Here is a 17,259-nt window from a genome sequence, read left to right as displayed (position 1 = left end):
TCCTAAAACTTATTGCTGTGACGTGCTGACAATCCGCGCCGGATTACCCACCACTGTTGCACCTGCCGGCACACTTTTGGTGACCACGGCGCCCATGCCGACAATCGTACCTTTGCCAATCACCAAAGGCTGATCAGGAGTGCCCTGCTTAATCATGGCACCTGCGCCAATATAGGCATGGTCATGAATATGAATATTACCGTTACATTTTACGCCTGGCGCAAAGGTAACGAAATCCCCAATCACGCAATCATGCTCCACATAGCTATATAAATTGGCATGGAAGCATTTGCCGATTTTAATATTGGAGGTAATGGTGACAAACGGGCTTAAGGCTGAACCTTCCGCGATTTGCACTTCATCCATGAAAATGACGTTATCGGCAGAGATTGACCAAAGCTGAATCCCATCGGCTTCTAAACGCTGGGCGATTTTTTCGCGTACACGACTATTGGCTATCGCAATTTGTACGTACTTTTTTGATGGTGATTCATTTAAAAAAGCTTGATAGTTCATGGCACGATGACCATTCACGACACCAATCTCTGTCAAAGCATCATCAATAAAGACAATTTCAGATTGATCTTGTTCACGCGCCAATTGCTGCCGAGCGACAGGCATTAAACTACGCCCACAACCTGAAGCGCCATAAATTGCATAGAGTGCTGTCATTATTTTTGTTCCGGTGTGCCGGTAAATTTCGTCATGGTCGCTTCTCCTTCGGCACTGATATCATCCTTGGCAATGACTTTTTTCACGGTTTTCAGCATGATTTTGAAATCGAGCCACAGTGACTGATGTTCAACATACCATGTATCGAGTTCGAATTTTTTTTCCCATGAAATGGCATTGCGACCATTTACTTGCGCATAACCCGTGATGCCCGGACGCACATTATGGCGTTTGGCTTGATCAGTGTTATATAAAGGTAGATATTCCATGAGTAATGGACGTGGACCGACAATACTCATATCGCCTTTAATCACATTCCATAGTTCAGGCATTTCATCCAAGCTGGTTGCACGAAGCATTTTCCCAAACGGTGTGAGACGCTCACTGTCGGGTAATGGATTGCCATCAAGATCAAGCGCATCTTTCATGGTGCGGAACTTGATCATTTCAAAGGGCTTGCCATTTAAGCCCGGGCGCACCTGACGAAACAGCACCGGAGAACCCAAATTCTTTTTCACCTTATGTGCCACGATCAAATACACAGGCGACAGCAGAATTAAAGCGGTCGATGCAATCGTGATATCAATAATACGTTTTAACATTGAATTCCTCTGCCCCTTAGTCAAGATCTGTCCAACGTCTATTTACAGATTGACCTGCATTATTCATGTGAATCACTTTGGCATAATTTCCCACAGCCGTGGCATTTTCAGGAATATCTTTAGTCACCACACTGCCTGCGCCAATCGTGGCATTATCACCAATTGTGATTGATTCCACGATACAGACATGAGGTCCAATATAAACATTATTACCAATTTTGGCCGCTCGACGACCACCATTAGCACCAATCGTTGTGAATTGAGATAAATTGACGTTATGCCCAAGCTCTGCTGTGGGATTAATGACTAAAGGTCCACCATGCCCAATATATAAGCCATAGCCAATTTTGGTCGTGGTATGAATATCGATCCCATATTGCTTTCTTTTATAATAATAAATGGGATAAGCAAGTTTTGCTAAAAACGTTTTTGAACTGGCAATCCGTAACCAAAATGAAAAATTAAAGCCGCGATTAAATAGGTAGTTTTTAACAAACAATTTAAAACTGACTTTTCCCGTATAACGATATAAATCGCTTTTGATGTATTTAATCAACATGCGCCAGACTCTAAATTGATATCGATGATTCCCATTTCACGGAGCATGTGGGCATTCACTTGATGCACATCATATTTATTCAGGGCAATTTCACGTGAACGTTGACCCATGAGCTCAATGAGTTTTGGATCTTCAATAAAATATTGCATGCTGTGTACCAGATCATTGACTGATTTTACCCCGACCAAATAGCCATTGATACCGTGTGATACCGTTTCACGACAACCTGGCGCATCGGTGGTAATGATTGCGCGCCCCATTGCCATGGCTTCTAATACGGTACGAGGTGTACCTTCACGATAGGAGGGCAATACATAGACCGAGCTTTCCGCAATCACAGGACGCACATCACTGAGTTTACCCCAATATTTTAGGAGACCTTCAGCGATCCACTCATCGAGTTCTGCTTGAGCAATCGCAGATGGATTATCGTCAATCCAACCGACCAAATGAAATTCTGCTTCAGGATGCTTTTCTTTGATGATGCGTGCCGATTCAGCATATTCACGTACGCCTTTGTCACCCAATAAACGAGCAATCAGTAAGAAGGATGCTTTGACCTGCCCCTGTGCATTTTTCGGTAATGGCATGACATCAAAATCTTGCACATTTACGCCTGACCCATTCACCACCACAGTGGGTTTATTGGCTTCGAGCAAGTGCATGTCTTGGAACAGTTGTAAATCATCAGGATTTTGGAAAAAGACTTTGTCGCTATGTTTTAAGGCTTGGGCATATAAGCCATGCACCATTTTTTGGAACAGACTGCGCTTGCCCGATTCCACATTTTGAAAGGCATAACCAAGACCGGTAATTAACGCAAAACGATGCGGGACTTTGGCAAGCCATGATGCGAGCGTGCCGTAAATCACCGGTTTAATGGTATACGACAATACATAATCAGGCTGAATATGACGAATTTGCTGATACAGGTTTTTGAGGAGTTTTAAATCCGCCAGTGGATTGGTCCCAGTGCGTTGCATCGGAATTTCATGCAAGTGATAGCCAAGCGCTTGCAGTTTTCGCTGTTCTTCAGGAAAGCTTGCAAACTCAGGTGCCATGATGTGAATTTTATAGCCGTGGGCAGCAATGGCTTCTAATAATTTGCCACGAAAATTCAGCACCGACGGCAGAAAACTACTGATCATTAAAAATTTCATGCCTGTTGGCTCCACACCTGCATATATTGACGGCTGACGGTTGCAATACTGAAATTTTGCTCGACCCGTTTACGCGTTGCTTGTTTTAAGACTTGTTTTTCTGCTTCTGTTTTTTGGGCATATTGTAAAATTGCCTCTGCCAAAGCTTGGGCATTACGTGGCGGAACAATACTACCTAAATCCTGCACAATATATTTAGCATCGCCAACATCGGTACTGATACATGGCAAACCTGATGCCATGGCTTCGACCAATACATTCGGAAAACCTTCGGTGATTGAGGTCATCAGAAAAGCATCTATCGATTGATAAAAGGCAGGCATATCTGAAATTTGATCTAATAGATACACTTTTTCGGCATCTAATTGATACTGTTCAAATAAGGCTTTGATTTCAGGATTGTCTAAACTTGCACCGCTCCCTGCAATTTTAAAAATGATATTTTCATCTTTCAGTAAGCTCATGCATTCAAACAGATAGGAATAACCTTTAGCATGTCGATAAGTCCCTGCAAAACCAATCACGATCGGCTGATTTAACTTTAAATTCGGCTGAAATTTATCCAAAAACACCCCGTTAGGAATCACATGCTGGTGAGGATTTTTAAAGCCAAAATCTGTATGTTGCTGTTTGGATGAATGCGCACAATAAACAATAGCAGTCGGTTGTTTAGATAAAACTTTACTCAAACCCAACGCAATTTTGGTGCTGATCGACTCATCTTTAGGCGATGCAAGCGAATGATGAATCCCCCACACGATATTCGGTTTTTCAGCTAAACCGATGACACTGAGACTGGTCAATGCATTGGCATGATACATCCAGCATTGCACAGTTTCGGGTTGTAATTGTTTGAGTAGTCCACGTAATTTTTGAATCGTACCTAAGGTATTTAAACCATTCCAACCGAGCGCATAATATGACTGACAACGATCTAAAGTGCTTTGATAGACCTTGGACGTTTTCATTAAAGCAATAATGACATGCTGATACTGATCTTCCGTATATTGAATCAGACGTGCCAACATCATCTCAGCACCGCCCACGCCTGCAAAGTTAGTGATGACATGTACCATTAATGGCTTGCTCATCATGCAGACTCCATCATGCGCAAATACTGCTTCAACACGGTTTGTTTATGGAACTGCTGAATATGTGTATCAAAGTCGACATCAGAATAGTGTACATACTCCGCAAAAATCGCTTTTTGCATCGCTTGGGTTAGACCTGTTTGATCATTACATTCGACCAATAAGCCAAACTTGGCGTGGTCTAAAATTTCCATCGGACCACTTGGACAATCCGTACTGACCACTTTGACTTTGGATGCCAAGGCTTGAATCAAAACGCCCGGCAAACCTTCCCAATTTGAACTCAAAACAAACAACGATGAATATTTAAAATAAGCATAGGGATTGGCATCAAAACCGGGTAAATCTACGACATCATTTAAGCCTAACTCAGCCACCAAGGCTTCAAACTCGCCACGTAGCCCACCTTCACCTAAAATAATCAGACGTGTATCGGCATGCTGATCATGTAAAGCTTTAAAGGAACGAATCAGGAAGCCAAAGTTCTTAGCTTCAGTCAAACGCCCAACGGCCAGAATGACTTGATTACTGTTATTAAAAAAATGATGTGTCACAGGTGCTTTGAGCTTTTCGAAATAAGCATCATCTAAAACAGGATTATAAATGGTGTTGATGTTATTTTTCTTATAGCTGTAATATTCACGAAAATCAGTTTCGACACCTTTAGAGACACAGACCACTTGCTGTGCCATCGGATACGTCCGATTCACCAAGGTTTTCAGTACAAATTTGGCGATGCCTTGCAACTTTATATTTTTTGACGGCGTCGACACTTCACGAAAGATCAACCGTGTCTTGACGCCTCCTAACTTCTTGGCAATGCCGGCGACAATATTGGTATGGGTTTGGGTGGCCACTAAGCAATCGTAATGCTCGGTTTTCATTTTGATTTTTAATGCAGTGATGCTATTTATCACCCGACCACAATTGAAATTCACCAATTCAATTTTAGGGCTCACTTCAGGCAACAGCTTCCCTTTTTCACCATTTAGATCACACACACCCAAATGGATCCTCAGCCCTTGTTCAGCAAAACTATTGGCGAGTTGAATGACTGTACGTTCTGCACCGCCACCACCTAAGCTTGGCAAAAAGAACATGACTTTATTCAACATAATATGACCTAAATAACATGAAATGGGAACGTATTAATCTGAGAGTTTTGAGGCTTGAATCACCATGGCACGTTCAACACGTGCGCGGTAATCAATAATGCCAACGAGTTCACTGTCACTGGCACAAGTGCTTTGAATTTTGGCTTGATAATCAGCAAAGCTCGACACCACTTTGGCCGGCACGCCAATGGCGACGCTATTGTCAGGAATATCTTTGGTCACCACCGAACCTGCGCCAATCACCACATTGGAGCCAATGCTCACGCCCGGCATAATAATACTATTCACGCCAATAAACACGTGTGAGCCGACCTGAATCGGAGCAAAACGTTGATAGCGTTTACCTTGAGCATCTTTGACCAAACAGGTACTGCCATCATGGGTAATAAACTTCACGCCTGAAGTGACCGTGACATGATCACCGATGGAGACTAAAAACGGTTCTGAGCCCCAATTTTTAATATAAATTCGGCAGTTTTCACCCACTTTGACCCCTTTTTTACGTGCATATGCCACACTGCCTTTGGCCATAAAATAAGCCAAATCAAACAGCTGTCGAAAAGCAGAAACAATAAATGCCATATACATGACCTATGTCAGGTTTCACAAGAGGGAAAAATCTCTGAATATTTTACGCTGAAAATGCACTTGAAGATATGCGTGTCAAAGACACATGAAGCTTGCCTTAAAGCGCTTTGATTTTCTTGACGGGGCTACCGACATAAACCCCAGCATCATCCAATGGTTTAGACACTAAACTACAGGCACCAATGACGCTGTTGCTTGGAATGGTGACACCATCTAAAACGGTCACGCGCGCGCCTAGCCAAATATTTTCACCAAGGCTGACACCGAGTTTGGTAATCGCATCTTTGACCAAAAGATCAGGCTCACCAAATTTATGATTACTGGCAATTATAATACTTTGCGTGCCAATACGGGTGTTATCGCCAATGGTCACACCGCCACAGCCATTGATATAGGACTTAGAATTGATGCTGACATCTTTGCCAATCATGACTTTGCCACCAAAGCATTTGATATAGCAGTTTTCACCAATAAAGCTATTGTCGGCAATCTCAAGCACTGCACCATTTTCAACAATGAGACTGACATGATCGCCAATATAAACATTGTTGCCGATCTTCACTGTTCCACTGATATCAACCGTACAGCCCTTGCCGAAATAGCGAAACTTCGTGCCAAACGCCACGTTATAAAATTGCTGACGACATTGTGCAGTGAACCAATTCATCAGTTTTAAGAATTTAAAAAACATCAGTTTTTGCTTCTCCACACCACATATAAAATGGCAAAGTTATAGATAATCAGTGCCACAGGCACCGCTAACAGCATATAAATTTTATCGTCAAATAAAACATATAAGCCTACAAATAATGCGAACTTGATAATCAGTTCAACGATTTGCAGTTTAAATAAAACTTGGCTGTTGCGCTTAGCAATTAAAAAAGCCGAGCTAGGTGGATTACAGAAAATCGCCCAATAGCCCAAGGCTAAAATTTGGAAATAGCTTGAGATCCCGACCCATGCACTGCCAAAAACCCATAAATATAGAGATTCAGGCAAGATAAAGAAAATGGCAAATAAAGGTAGTGAAACCAGACTGAGCAGTACACTCGCCTTTAAAGCACTTTGATTGGATTCTGTGGTTTTAAATTTGAGAATAAAGAACTGACGCAAGGTTTGCGAAATCAGATTGATCGGCACACGTAAAGTCCGCTCGACAATGGCATAAAAACCCATCGCCTGCACACCGACAAAATGCGACAACACATAGTAGGGTAAATTATGCGAGAAACTATTTAACAACGCATGTGGCGTACTAGCATATATAAAATCTTTATAATTTTTAAATGTCTGCCAACTGATTTGATACAGTTGATGTTTCAACAGATATATTAGCACCGCCACAATCATAATGATCGAGCTGATGTTATAACTATTTACTAAACTAATTTGCATCACAAGCGGTAAAGACAGTTGCACCGCCACCACAATCGCACTGCGGAAAATATTTAAACCTGCACAGAAATATTCTTTGTGTGCGGAAAATTGATAGTTATACATACTTTGAATCAGGGTATTGGCAAGCACACCAGTCGCGACAGCCCCGGCCATTTCAACATTTAAAATAAAACTAATGACAATGCCACTGATAATGGCAATGACCGTTGAGAACACCGCCCCTTCAAAAATCAGGCTTTTTTTATCCTGTTCCTCAGCGACCAATAAAGCTTGATCCAGACGTAAATTCGCCACCGTGGATAAAACACTAACAATCGCTAAAGCAATGCCGTATGTACCAAAGTCCGCAACAGAATATAGGCGCGTTAAAAGAGGAAGTGCGATAAATGTCATTATCGCACCTGCCAATAAACTTAAGGTGATCAGCCCAATCGACTGATACTTTGCGAATAGTTTCGCAATCATCTGCTCAAGATCATTTTAAGTTATTGACGTACCAACGCATCGCCAGTTGAATGCCTTCGGCAATTTTAAATTCAGGTGCATAGCCCAAATATTGCTGAATTTTGGCAATACTCGCTTGTGAATGACGGACATCACCAGCACGGAAATCACGGTACACCGGATCACGTTCAAAATGCACATCATTTTCCGCAAGTGCTAATTGAATCGCACGGTACAAGTCATTGAGCGTAGTACGATCACCCACAGCCACGTTATAGACCTGATTTTTCGCCTCATCGGATGCAGTTGCTGCCAAAATATTGGCTTGTACTGTATTGTCGATAAAACAGAAATCACGACTGGTTTCACCATCGCCATTGATGAAGACATCTTCACCATCAATCATCGATGCCGTCCATTTTGGAATCACTGCCGCATAAGCACCGTTTGGATCTTGGCGTTTACCAAACACGTTGAAGTAACGTAAACCAATGGCTTTAAAGCCGTAGCTCCGAGCAAATACATCGGCATACAGCTCATTCACATATTTAGTCACCGCATAAGGTGACAATGGATTGCCAATATTTTCTTCGACTTTTGGCAATGCAGGATGATCGCCATAGGTTGAGCTACTTGCCGCATAAGTAAAGCTTGCAACAGCGGCATCACGTGCCGCAGTCAGCATATTGAGGAAACCACTGATATTGGTTTCATTGGTGGTGATCGGGTCTGCAATTGAACGTGGTACTGAACCCAGAGCCGCTTGATGCAAAACATAATCCACACCGGCACAGGCTTTTTGACAATCGGCAAATTGACGGATGTCACCTTCAATAAAGCTGAATTTCGCCCACTGCTCTGTGGTCACAGATGCTTGCACTTCATCTAAATTATACTGATGACCTGTAGCAAAGTTATCTAAACCCACCACAGTTTGATCAAGCTTGAGTAAAGTTTCTAAAAGGTTTGAGCCGATAAAACCTGCAACGCCTGTCACCAGCCATGTTTTTGGCTGTACTTTCAGTTGCTCACATACCTGTTGATATTGATTCATGAAAAATATGTCCTCTTACAAACGCAAATCAGATTCGGCTTGAGATAACACATATTTCAAGTCATACAATACATGTTCAGATTTACCCAAAGCACGGATAGCATCTGCACCCATCGCTTTAAACTGATCATGTGCCACCGCTAAAATCACGGCATCATATTTGCCATTTTCTAAAGTCGAAATTGGCTGAATGCCATATTCATGCTTAGCTTCTTGAGCATCAATCCATGGGTCATAGACATCGGCATCAATATGATATTCTTTGAGTTCATTCACGATATCAATGATGCGGGTATTGCGAATATCGGGGCAGTTTTCTTTAAAGCTGAGACCCAAAATCAGGACTTTGGCATCTTCCACCTGAATGCGTTTTTTTAGCATGGCTTTCACAAGCTGAGTCACCACATACGCACCCATGCCATCGTTGAGACGACGACCTGCCAAAATAATTTCAGGATGATAGCCAATCGCTTGGGCTTTATGGGTTAAATAGTACGGATCCACACCGATACAGTGACCACCCACTAGACCCGGACGGAAAGGTAAGAAATTCCATTTCGTGCCAGCCGCTTGCAGCACCGCTTCGGTATCAATGCCCATTTTATTAAAGATCACTGCAAGCTCATTGATCAGCGCGATGTTCACGTCACGTTGGGTGTTTTCAATCACTTTAGCTGCTTCAGCGACTTTGATACTCGCTGCTTTATGGGTACCAGCTTCAATAATCAAGTTATAAACTTCATCGACAAATTCAGCGACTTCTGGCGTTGAACCTGAAGTGATTTTTAAAATATTGGTGACACGGTGCAATTTATCACCTGGGTTAATACGCTCAGGACTATAACCTGCAAAGAAGTCTTGGTTAAATTTAAGACCTGATGCTTTTTCTAGTTCAGGAATACAGATTTCTTCTGTCGCACCTGGGTATACCGTAGATTCATAGACCACCACATCGCCTTTTTTCAGAACTTGCCCAATACTTTGCGATGCTTTAACAAGTGGGATAAGATCTGGCTGTTTATATTCATCAATTGGTGTGGGCACTGTGACAATATATAAATTACAGTCTTTTAGATCTTCTAAATTCGCACTATAAATCAACTGCGTAGACTGCGCTAACTCTTCTGATGAAACCTCTAATGTATAGTCATGCCCCTTACGCAACTCATCAATGCGTTTTTGATGGATATCAAAGCCCACGACAGGAACTTTTTTACCAAACTCAACAGCGAGCGGTAAACCGACGTAACCCAATCCGATAATGGCAATTTTTAGATTATAGAGATCATACATCTCTGAAGCCTTATATATGCTCTAAAATGGATATTCTACATCATTAATAGTTTGATAAAAATTACTCTTATTAAACTCCTTTAAGTCAGAGAAGTTATACTTTCTGCATTTAAAACATAAAGATAGCTTGGGTAAGATATATTTATTGTTTTAATTGGTATAAAATGTCGCTTAACTTTATATAGTTAAGTTAAGATTAATTTTTGAATAATCATAAATGTATACAATATAGGAATACGAGTGAGTCACTATCGTTATAGTTTGCTGTTGGCATTAAGTTTAAGCTTTACAGGATGTGCTGTTACCTCAGGTCTTCAAACCTATGACTTACCTGAAGAAGGTGTTTTTCAGACGGATTTGGGCACTCAAGTCAATGTCATCAAACTCACTCAAGAGTCCCTTTTTGCTGTTCAACCTGCACAAGTCAATGTTCACCAAGATTTGGGACATTTGTTTCTACAAAATCAAAAACAATATCTACTCAGTGCTGGTGACGTATTATCCATTTATCTATGGGCATATCCAGAAATTACACCGCCCACCAATACCATTAATAATGAAGAAGCCATTAAATCCAATGGCTATCAAATCGACTCTCGTGGGTATATTCAATTTCCGATTATTGGACGTTATAAAGCGGCTGGCAAAAGTTTAGATCAAGTGAATCAAGAACTTCGTCAGTTACTTGCCCGTTATTTAAAAACACCTGATGTCATCGCTCGAGTTTTGTCTTACCAAGGTCAACGTTATTCAGTACAGGGCAATGTCATGAAAGGTGGTCAATATACACTAAATGATCAACCCACCAGTATCTATACGGCGCTTGGCTTAGCTGGTGGCGTCAACACACAATTTGGTGCGAATACATCGATTAGCCTCGTTCGAAATGGTCAAACTTATAATTTAAATTCGATTGAACTTGAGAAAGCAGGGTTTTCGCTACACAATCTTTTGGTGCAAGCTAACGATACGATTTATGTCAACTCTCGCGAAAACCAAAAAATCTATGTCATGGGTGAGTCAGGTAAAAACCAGTCCCTACCGATGCGTGATCAAGGCATGACTTTGAGTGATGTGATTGGGGAGAGCTTAGGCCTGAATCCATTGTCAGCAAGCAGTAGTAAAATTTACGTCGTCAGAAGTCAAGCTGACTCTCCAATGACTGAAATATTCCATATGGATCTGTCTAGCATTGCCAATTTTGGTCTCGCCAATCAGTTTAAAATGCAAAGTAATGATATTGTCTATGTCGATGCAACGGGTCTAACGCGCTGGCAACGTGTGGTCAACCAGGTTATTCCTTTCTCAAATGCATTATATAATTTAGATCGTTTGGGGAATTGATGAATTTTCAAAATATTTTAGTGGTATGTATTGGAAATATCTGTCGAAGCCCCATGGCAGAATATTTCCTAAAAGATGCATACCCAAATCGAAAAATTCACTCTGCTGGGATTTCTGGTCTAGTTGGTCATCCTGCAGATGATAAAGCATTACAATGTATGCAAAATTTCGGTATAAATATGCAAGATCATGTGGCGCGCAAACTGAATGCTGAATTGGTCAAAAATGCGGATTTGATTCTTGTCATGAGCCAGAACCAACAGAAGCATATCGAACAAACATGGCCATACGCAAAAGGAAAAACCTTTCGCTTGGGGCACTGGCGTGAAAAAAATATTGCGGATCCTTACCAACACGATCAAGCATTCTTTAATGACACCTGTCAGTTGATTCAGGATTGTATCGCTGATTGGAAAAAACACCTTTAATATTTTGAATAAAGATTATGAGTCAAACCGCGAATACCGAAGATACAATTGATTTAAAAGAATTATTTTTTTCATTAATCGCACAATGGAAACTGATTGCCTTGTGTGTGATTTTGAGTCTGGTCTGTGCCCTACTCTACTTGCGTACAACACCAGATACCTACTCTGTTGATGCTTTGGTCCAAGTTGAAGAAAGTAAAGGTACATCAGCTGCACTTTTGGGCGATCTCTCAAGTATGATTGAGCAGAAACAACCCGCTCAAGCAGAAATTGAAATCTTGAAATCTCGATTAGTCCTCGGTTCAGTGATTGAGAATTTAAATCTAGATCTTAGAGTGTCCGGTACGCAAAACTCTTTCTTTGATCGTTTATTTTCACCACATGACTATTCAACCAGTTATTCACGTCAATCTGTGATTTTTAACGATGACGAAAAATCTTTTGCTATTCCACATTTCCATGTTCCTCAGAAATTTCGTGACCGTGCATTAGAACTTCATTTTACTGAGAAACAATTTACCCTGACGGATATAAAAACCGAAGAAGTGGTGCTAAAAGGTTCAATAAACCAACTCAATCAAATCTCTACGCGTGATGGCGTATGGAAAGTTGAGATTCGCACACAAGATCAATTGAATGACCGCTATCTCATCACCAAACAGTCTTTGCCTGCTGCAATGAAATCACTTTTGGCCAACTATTCAGTGGCTGAAAAAGGGAAAATGACGGGTGTTTTAGGATTAAACTATCAAGGTCAAGATAAAGAGCATATTACCAAAGTTCTGAATACGATTCTAAATGCGTATAGTCAGCAAAATGTAGAACGTCGTTCTGCCGAAACTGCGCAAACGCTCAAATTCTTGGATGAACAACTCCCAGAACTAAAACAACAATTGGATGTCGCCGAACGTGAATTTAACAAATTCCGTCAAGGCTTTAATACGGTTGATGTCACCAAAGAATCCGAATTGTATTTAACGCAAAGTGTTGCCTTAGAAACACAAAAAGCAGAACTTGAGCAAAAAGTGGCTGAAGCGGGTGCGAAATACACCAATGAACATCCGATCATGCAACAGATGAACGCTCAACTTGGCGCGATCAATAAAAAAATCAATGAGTTAGATGGCACATTAAAACAACTACCTGACTTGCAACGTCGCTATCTACAGTTATTCCGTGAAGTTGAAGTCAAACAACAGTTATATACAGCTTTACTCAATTCGTACCAACAACTTCGCATTGCGAAAGCGGGGGAAATTGGTAATGTTCGTATTGTTGATACTGCCGTAGAACCGATTGAACCAATTAAGCCTAAAAAATTACAGATTTTAATTTTGTCCATTTTCCTTGGCGGTTTCCTCGGGACGCTTCTGGCGCTGTTACGTAATATGATGCGTTCAGGTATTAAAGATTCTAGTCAAATTGAAAATGAATTAGATCTGCCGGTTTATGCAACGGTACCGCGTTCTCCAGTGCAAGAAAGCCGAATTAAGATGCTGAAAAAGCATAAGAAAATCCCAATTCTTGCCATTAAGAATAGCGATGATATTGCGATTGAAAGTTTACGCAGTATGCGCACGGCGATTCATTTTGCGCTGAGTTCAGCTCGAAATAATGTGATTATGATTTCGGGTCCTGCACCTGAAGTGGGTAAATCATTTATTTCAACCAATTTAGCAACGATATTAGCGCAAGCTGACAAACGTGTTTTAATTATTGATGCTGACTTACGTCGTGGTTATCTACACAAATATTTCAATATTGAAACACAGCCAGGTTTGACTGATTACATGACAGATCAGCACTCTCTACAAAATATTATTCGTGACACTGAAGTCGCTGGTTTAAGTGTGATCACCCGTGGTAAGAGTCCGAGCAATCCATCTGAGATGTTGAGTTCTGAAAAATTCAAACAGTTGCTTGAACAGCTTTCAACACAGTTTGATCATGTGATCATTGACACGCCACCTGTACTTGCGGTGACTGACGGTATTATCATTTCGCAATATGCAGGTGTGAATTTGGTCATTGCTCGCTATGCGAAGACACAAATGAAAGAACTCGAAATCACAGTCAATCGTTTCGAACAAGCCGGTGTGAAAGTGAATGGCTTTATCTTAAATGACATTCAACGTAATGCAGCGGGTTATGGCTATGGTTATAACTATGCGTATGCGTATAAAGCCTCAAAGGACAATGATTAATTATTGTTGAATAAAGGCCTGATCTATTCAGGCTTTTTTTATGCCGATCAAGCACTGTATATTTGTGAAATTTTGTTGATTTCATTGAAATTCTATATCGCTGAAAGTGAATTGACGCTATGCTGTTTTGGTTCCGCGATTTTAGAATGTCGCACATATAATTGAAAAAAATTGGAAATCTCATGAGTAAAGCTTTACCCATCGCTGTTGCTGTCGTTTTAGGCGGTGCTGCGCTCGTCCCTGTTTATTATGCAAGTCAACATCCAACATCTGCGACAGTTTCTAGTATGACTGCTGATGCAAAACCGATTGATAAAATCAGTTATGCACTGGGTTATGAAGTTGCCAGCCAAACTCCTCCTGAAGTTGCCATTGATCCGTTTATTGTCGGTGTCCGTGAAGCGCATGCTAAAAAAGAACGTGCTTATACCGATGAAGAACTACAAACTGCCTATGTGGCTTTACAAAAAGAATTAGAAGAAAAGAAAGTCGAAGACTCTAAAGCTGCCAATGCACAAAGCAATAGCTTCCTTGCTGAGAATGCAAAAAAACCGAATGTTAAAACAACTGCTTCTGGTTTGCAGTATCTCATCAGCAAAGAAGGTACAGGCAAACAACCTGCTGCAAACTCCGTGGTTAAAGTGCATTACACCGGTAAATTACTTGATGGCAAAGTCTTTGATAGCTCGGTTGAACGTGGTGAACCGATTGAATTTCCGTTGAATCAGGTCATCCCTGGTTGGACCGAAGGACTACAATTGATGAAGGAAGGCGGTAAAGCAACCTTATATATTCCATCAAATCTGGCTTATGGTGAACAGGGTGTTCCTGGTACGATTCCACCAAACAGCACGCTCATTTTTGATGTTGAATTAATCGAAGTCAAATAAATTAATCAAAAGGAGAGCCTTCAGCTCTCCTTTTTTGGATTTGAATGATGAAAAAAATCTCTATATTAAGCAGTCTGCTGATCCTCAGCTCTGTCTCATTTGCGGCAAACATTAGCAATAAAAGTACTGAGAAAGATCAGCTCGGATATAGCTATGGCTATGTGATGGGACGCACTAATGCGGATACATTAAAAGATATTAATTTGGATGCCTTTATTGAAGGATTGAAACAAGGCTCAACCGGTCAAAAATCGAGTTTAACCGATCAAGAAATGGCGCAGGCTTTAACCAAATACAAAAAGCAAAGCGAATCGAAACAGCTGATTGAATTTCAAAAATTGGCTGCAGAAAATTTAAAATCTGGGCAGCAATTTTTACAAGAGAATGCCAAAAAAGCAGGTATTGTCACACGACCAACAGGGCTGCAATATCAAGTGATTCAGCAAGGTCAAGGCAAAACACCTAAAGCGACGTCTAAAGTGAAAGTTCATTATGAAGGGCGTTTGATCAATGGGACGGTATTCGATAGTTCGATCGCACGTAATCAAGCGGTGGAATTCCAAGTGAGTCAAGTCATTCCGGGTTGGACTGAAGGCTTACAACTCATGAAGGAAGGTGCTAAATACCGCTTCTTTATTCCTGCTGATTTGGCCTATGGTGAGATCGGTTCAGGCGATGCGATAGAGCCGAACAGCACCTTAATCTTTGATGTCGAACTTTTAAAAGTTTTGCCTTAATGTTCACATGACTTATAAAAAACATCGCGGAAGCGATGTTTTTTTATGTTTTTATTGAGAGTCTGTTTGAAGCATTAGCCGTGTTTTAACTGTCTTGGTCTAAAGCCAGTCGCAAATAAACCCATTACATAGGCAACCACACCTAATACACAGAGACCAAGCACTTCAAATACACGCATCCACGGTGCTACATCTGGGTTATACCAGCTTAGACCATACCATAAAGCTGCGATCATCACGGCGTTACCGACCATAAATTGGAAAAATAATTTTTTCCAATGCGGACCGAATCGGAATATTTCACGCTTGTGTAAATAGAAATATAGCATCCCTGCATTGACTAAAGCAGAACCTGTAGATGACAACGCCAATGCCATATGGAGTTCTTCCCAGCCCATCCATTTAAAGATACCAATAAAAACCACATTAAGGATGGCATTGGCTGCAACTGCCATTAAGCCGACACGTACTGGGGTTTTGGTATCTTGAATCGCATAAAATCCAGGAGCAAAGACTTTAATCAACATGAATGCCAATACACCACCACTCATACATTGTAATGCCAAAGCAGTCATTTCTGTCGCTCTTGCATCAAAAGCACCGTGTTGGAACAAGGCTTGAATAATCGGTGTAGACAACATAAATAAAGCGATACTGGCTGGGATACCAGCAAATACGATGACACGTGCAGCCCAATCTAACATGGCCTTAAATTTAGTTTGATCCTGTTCGGCTTTACGCGCAGAGAGTGCAGGCAGAATCACCGTTCCGATGGCTACACCAATTAAGCCCAAAGGCAATTCGGTCATCCGTTCTGCAGTATAAAGCCATGACACAGAACCATTTTGCATAAAAGACGCCCAAATGGTATTGAGCAGCAAATTAATTTGTGTGACTGAAACCCCAAACAGTGCAGGCAACATTAATTTTAAAATACGCTCGACACCTTCGTGCTTAAAATCAACTTTGGGTGGAATCAGGAGTTTTTTGCGCCACAGTTCCGGAATTTGTAGGGCTAATTGCAAAATGCCAGCAAACACCACTGCCCAACCCAATGCCATAATGGGTGTTTCCATATATGGAGATAACCACAAAGCCCCTGCAATCATAGCAATATTCAACAACACTGGCGCAAATGCGGGTGTGGTAAATGAGCCATAGCTGTTTAAGATACTGCTGGCAAATGCCGTCAGCGACATAAACATCAGGTAGGGAATGGTGAGACGGAATAAGTCGACTGATAAATCAAATTTGGCTGCATCGGCATGAAATCCTGGCGCATAAACATACAATATCGCAGGTGCAACAATCATACACAGCAAAGTTAATGCAGTCATCACGGTAAGCAAACATCCAAATACCCGACTAATTAGGATCTGAACTTCAGCATGGAGTTTGGTGGTTTTATATTCTGTGAGAACAGGAATAAATGCTTGGGAAAATGCACCTTCGGCAAAAAGACGCCTAAAAAAGTTGGGAATACGAAACGCTACGACAAAAGTATCGAAGTCTTTACCTGCCCCGAACACATTTAACAGCACCATGTCTCGAATAAGTCCCATGACACGAGACAACATGGTCATTGCACTAACAATAAAGGTGGATCGCCAAAGCGCCATCATATTCACCACTTAAAAAGATTGACGATATTGTAATAAAACTTCGCTTTTAAATTGTTAT

Annotated in this window: 17 protein-coding genes; 5 read left to right on the top strand and 12 right to left on the bottom strand. The window is 41.2% G+C overall.

The genetic code is table 11. The annotated features are described in order from the left end of the window. Window positions 1-9: 9 nt before the first annotated feature. From AC1M9E_RS00370 to tviB, 11 genes are all read right to left on the bottom strand, one after another. Complete coding sequence (locus AC1M9E_RS00370) at window positions 10-672, bottom strand: acetyltransferase (RefSeq protein ID WP_488224901.1); 663 nt, start codon at window positions 670-672, stop codon at window positions 10-12. After that, window positions 672-1,274, bottom strand: coding sequence for a sugar transferase (locus AC1M9E_RS00365; RefSeq protein ID WP_488224900.1), 603 nt, complete (start codon window positions 1,272-1,274; stop codon window positions 672-674). The genes AC1M9E_RS00370 and AC1M9E_RS00365 overlap by 1 nt, the downstream gene beginning before the upstream one ends. 16 nt (window positions 1,275-1,290) lie before the next feature. After that, on the bottom strand, window positions 1,291-1,833 hold the full coding sequence (locus AC1M9E_RS00360; RefSeq protein WP_488224899.1) for a serine O-acetyltransferase: 543 nt from the start codon (window positions 1,831-1,833) through the stop codon (window positions 1,291-1,293). Continuing rightward, on the bottom strand, window positions 1,827-2,993 hold the full coding sequence (locus AC1M9E_RS00355; RefSeq protein WP_488224898.1) for a glycosyltransferase family 4 protein: 1,167 nt from the start codon (window positions 2,991-2,993) through the stop codon (window positions 1,827-1,829). Before AC1M9E_RS00355 ends, AC1M9E_RS00360 begins: the two co-directional genes overlap by 7 nt. After that, window positions 2,990-4,084, bottom strand: coding sequence for a glycosyltransferase (locus AC1M9E_RS00350; RefSeq protein ID WP_488224897.1), 1,095 nt, complete (start codon window positions 4,082-4,084; stop codon window positions 2,990-2,992). Before AC1M9E_RS00350 ends, AC1M9E_RS00355 begins: the two co-directional genes overlap by 4 nt. Continuing rightward, on the bottom strand, window positions 4,084-5,199 hold the full coding sequence (locus AC1M9E_RS00345) for a glycosyltransferase (RefSeq protein WP_488224896.1): 1,116 nt from the start codon (window positions 5,197-5,199) through the stop codon (window positions 4,084-4,086). The genes AC1M9E_RS00350 and AC1M9E_RS00345 overlap by 1 nt, the downstream gene beginning before the upstream one ends. Window positions 5,200-5,232: 33 nt before the next feature. Then, on the bottom strand, window positions 5,233-5,781 hold the full coding sequence (locus tag AC1M9E_RS00340) for an acyltransferase (protein ID WP_488224895.1): 549 nt from the start codon (window positions 5,779-5,781) through the stop codon (window positions 5,233-5,235). A gap of 103 nt (window positions 5,782-5,884) precedes the next feature. Next, window positions 5,885-6,478 (bottom strand): acyltransferase, encoded by a 594-nt coding sequence (locus tag AC1M9E_RS00335; RefSeq protein ID WP_481596463.1) that lies wholly within the window; start codon window positions 6,476-6,478, stop codon window positions 5,885-5,887. After that, entirely contained in the window at window positions 6,478-7,650 is a 1,173-nt protein-coding gene (locus AC1M9E_RS00330) for an oligosaccharide flippase family protein (protein WP_488224894.1), read from the bottom strand. Before AC1M9E_RS00330 ends, AC1M9E_RS00335 begins: the two co-directional genes overlap by 1 nt. Window positions 7,651-7,660: 10 nt before the next feature. Then, window positions 7,661-8,683 (bottom strand): NAD-dependent epimerase/dehydratase family protein, encoded by a 1,023-nt coding sequence (locus AC1M9E_RS00325; protein ID WP_481596465.1) that lies wholly within the window; start codon window positions 8,681-8,683, stop codon window positions 7,661-7,663. Window positions 8,684-8,698: 15 nt separating this feature from the next. Then, window positions 8,699-9,976: a Vi polysaccharide biosynthesis UDP-N-acetylglucosamine C-6 dehydrogenase TviB gene (tviB, locus tag AC1M9E_RS00320; RefSeq protein ID WP_481596466.1), complete on the bottom strand. Its 1,278-nt coding sequence runs from the start codon at window positions 9,974-9,976 to the stop codon at window positions 8,699-8,701. 240 nt (window positions 9,977-10,216) lie between these two features. Between tviB and AC1M9E_RS00315 the strand changes: the two genes are divergently transcribed. From AC1M9E_RS00315 to bamJ (AC1M9E_RS00295), 5 genes are all read left to right on the top strand, one after another. Next, window positions 10,217-11,320, top strand: coding sequence for a polysaccharide biosynthesis/export family protein (locus tag AC1M9E_RS00315; protein ID WP_488224893.1), 1,104 nt, complete (start codon window positions 10,217-10,219; stop codon window positions 11,318-11,320). Next, the gene (locus tag AC1M9E_RS00310) at window positions 11,320-11,748 is read left to right on the top strand and encodes a low molecular weight protein-tyrosine-phosphatase (protein WP_481587740.1); all 429 of its coding nucleotides are present in this window, start codon (window positions 11,320-11,322) and stop codon (window positions 11,746-11,748) included. The genes AC1M9E_RS00315 and AC1M9E_RS00310 overlap by 1 nt, the downstream gene beginning before the upstream one ends. Window positions 11,749-11,765: 17 nt before the next feature. Then, complete coding sequence (locus AC1M9E_RS00305; protein ID WP_488224892.1) at window positions 11,766-13,952, top strand: polysaccharide biosynthesis tyrosine autokinase; 2,187 nt, start codon at window positions 11,766-11,768, stop codon at window positions 13,950-13,952. 182 nt (window positions 13,953-14,134) lie between these two features. Then, complete coding sequence (gene bamJ / locus AC1M9E_RS00300) at window positions 14,135-14,842, top strand: BamJ family beta-barrel-assembly machinery protein (RefSeq protein ID WP_481592145.1); 708 nt, start codon at window positions 14,135-14,137, stop codon at window positions 14,840-14,842. 47 nt (window positions 14,843-14,889) lie between these two features. Further along, on the top strand, window positions 14,890-15,579 hold the full coding sequence (bamJ, locus tag AC1M9E_RS00295) for a BamJ family beta-barrel-assembly machinery protein (protein WP_488224891.1): 690 nt from the start codon (window positions 14,890-14,892) through the stop codon (window positions 15,577-15,579). A 74-nt stretch (window positions 15,580-15,653) separates the two neighbouring features. Here bamJ (AC1M9E_RS00295) and murJ read toward each other — a convergent pair whose 3' ends face one another. Further along, a complete protein-coding gene (gene murJ / locus AC1M9E_RS00290; RefSeq protein ID WP_488225188.1) occupies window positions 15,654-17,207 on the bottom strand; it encodes a murein biosynthesis integral membrane protein MurJ in 1,554 nt (517 codons plus the stop codon). Between the last annotated feature and the right edge of the window lie 52 nt (window positions 17,208-17,259).

The organism is Acinetobacter sp. 24-47-47 (assembly GCF_057737035.1).
Note: the sequence above shows the minus strand (reverse complement) of the source record. Positions and strands in the feature narration are given on the sequence as shown.

Bases quoted from the DNA above. Each gene is read 5' to 3' on its own strand.
- AC1M9E_RS00325 (WP_481596465.1), bottom strand. From the start codon at position 8,683: ATGAATCAATATCAACAGGTATGTGAGCAACTGAAAGTACAGCCAAAA.
- AC1M9E_RS00355 (WP_488224898.1), bottom strand. From the start codon at position 2,993: ATGAAATTTTTAATGATCAGTAGTTTTCTGCCGTCGGTGCTGAATTTT.
- AC1M9E_RS00350 (WP_488224897.1), bottom strand. From the start codon at position 4,084: ATGAGCAAGCCATTAATGGTACATGTCATCACTAACTTTGCAGGCGTG.
- AC1M9E_RS00370 (WP_488224901.1), bottom strand. From the start codon at position 672: ATGACAGCACTCTATGCAATTTATGGCGCTTCAGGTTGTGGGCGTAGT.
- AC1M9E_RS00305 (WP_488224892.1), top strand. From the start codon at position 11,766: ATGAGTCAAACCGCGAATACCGAAGATACAATTGATTTAAAAGAATTA.
- AC1M9E_RS00345 (WP_488224896.1), bottom strand. From the start codon at position 5,199: ATGTTGAATAAAGTCATGTTCTTTTTGCCAAGCTTAGGTGGTGGCGGT.
- AC1M9E_RS00330 (WP_488224894.1), bottom strand. From the start codon at position 7,650: ATGATTGCGAAACTATTCGCAAAGTATCAGTCGATTGGGCTGATCACC.
- bamJ (WP_488224891.1), top strand. From the start codon at position 14,890: ATGAAAAAAATCTCTATATTAAGCAGTCTGCTGATCCTCAGCTCTGTC.
- AC1M9E_RS00310 (WP_481587740.1), top strand. From the start codon at position 11,320: ATGAATTTTCAAAATATTTTAGTGGTATGTATTGGAAATATCTGTCGA.
- AC1M9E_RS00365 (WP_488224900.1), bottom strand. From the start codon at position 1,274: ATGTTAAAACGTATTATTGATATCACGATTGCATCGACCGCTTTAATT.
- AC1M9E_RS00335 (WP_481596463.1), bottom strand. From the start codon at position 6,478: ATGTTTTTTAAATTCTTAAAACTGATGAATTGGTTCACTGCACAATGT.
- AC1M9E_RS00360 (WP_488224899.1), bottom strand. From the start codon at position 1,833: ATGTTGATTAAATACATCAAAAGCGATTTATATCGTTATACGGGAAAA.
- bamJ (WP_481592145.1), top strand. From the start codon at position 14,135: ATGAGTAAAGCTTTACCCATCGCTGTTGCTGTCGTTTTAGGCGGTGCT.
- tviB (WP_481596466.1), bottom strand. From the start codon at position 9,976: ATGTATGATCTCTATAATCTAAAAATTGCCATTATCGGATTGGGTTAC.
- AC1M9E_RS00340 (WP_488224895.1), bottom strand. From the start codon at position 5,781: ATGGCATTTATTGTTTCTGCTTTTCGACAGCTGTTTGATTTGGCTTAT.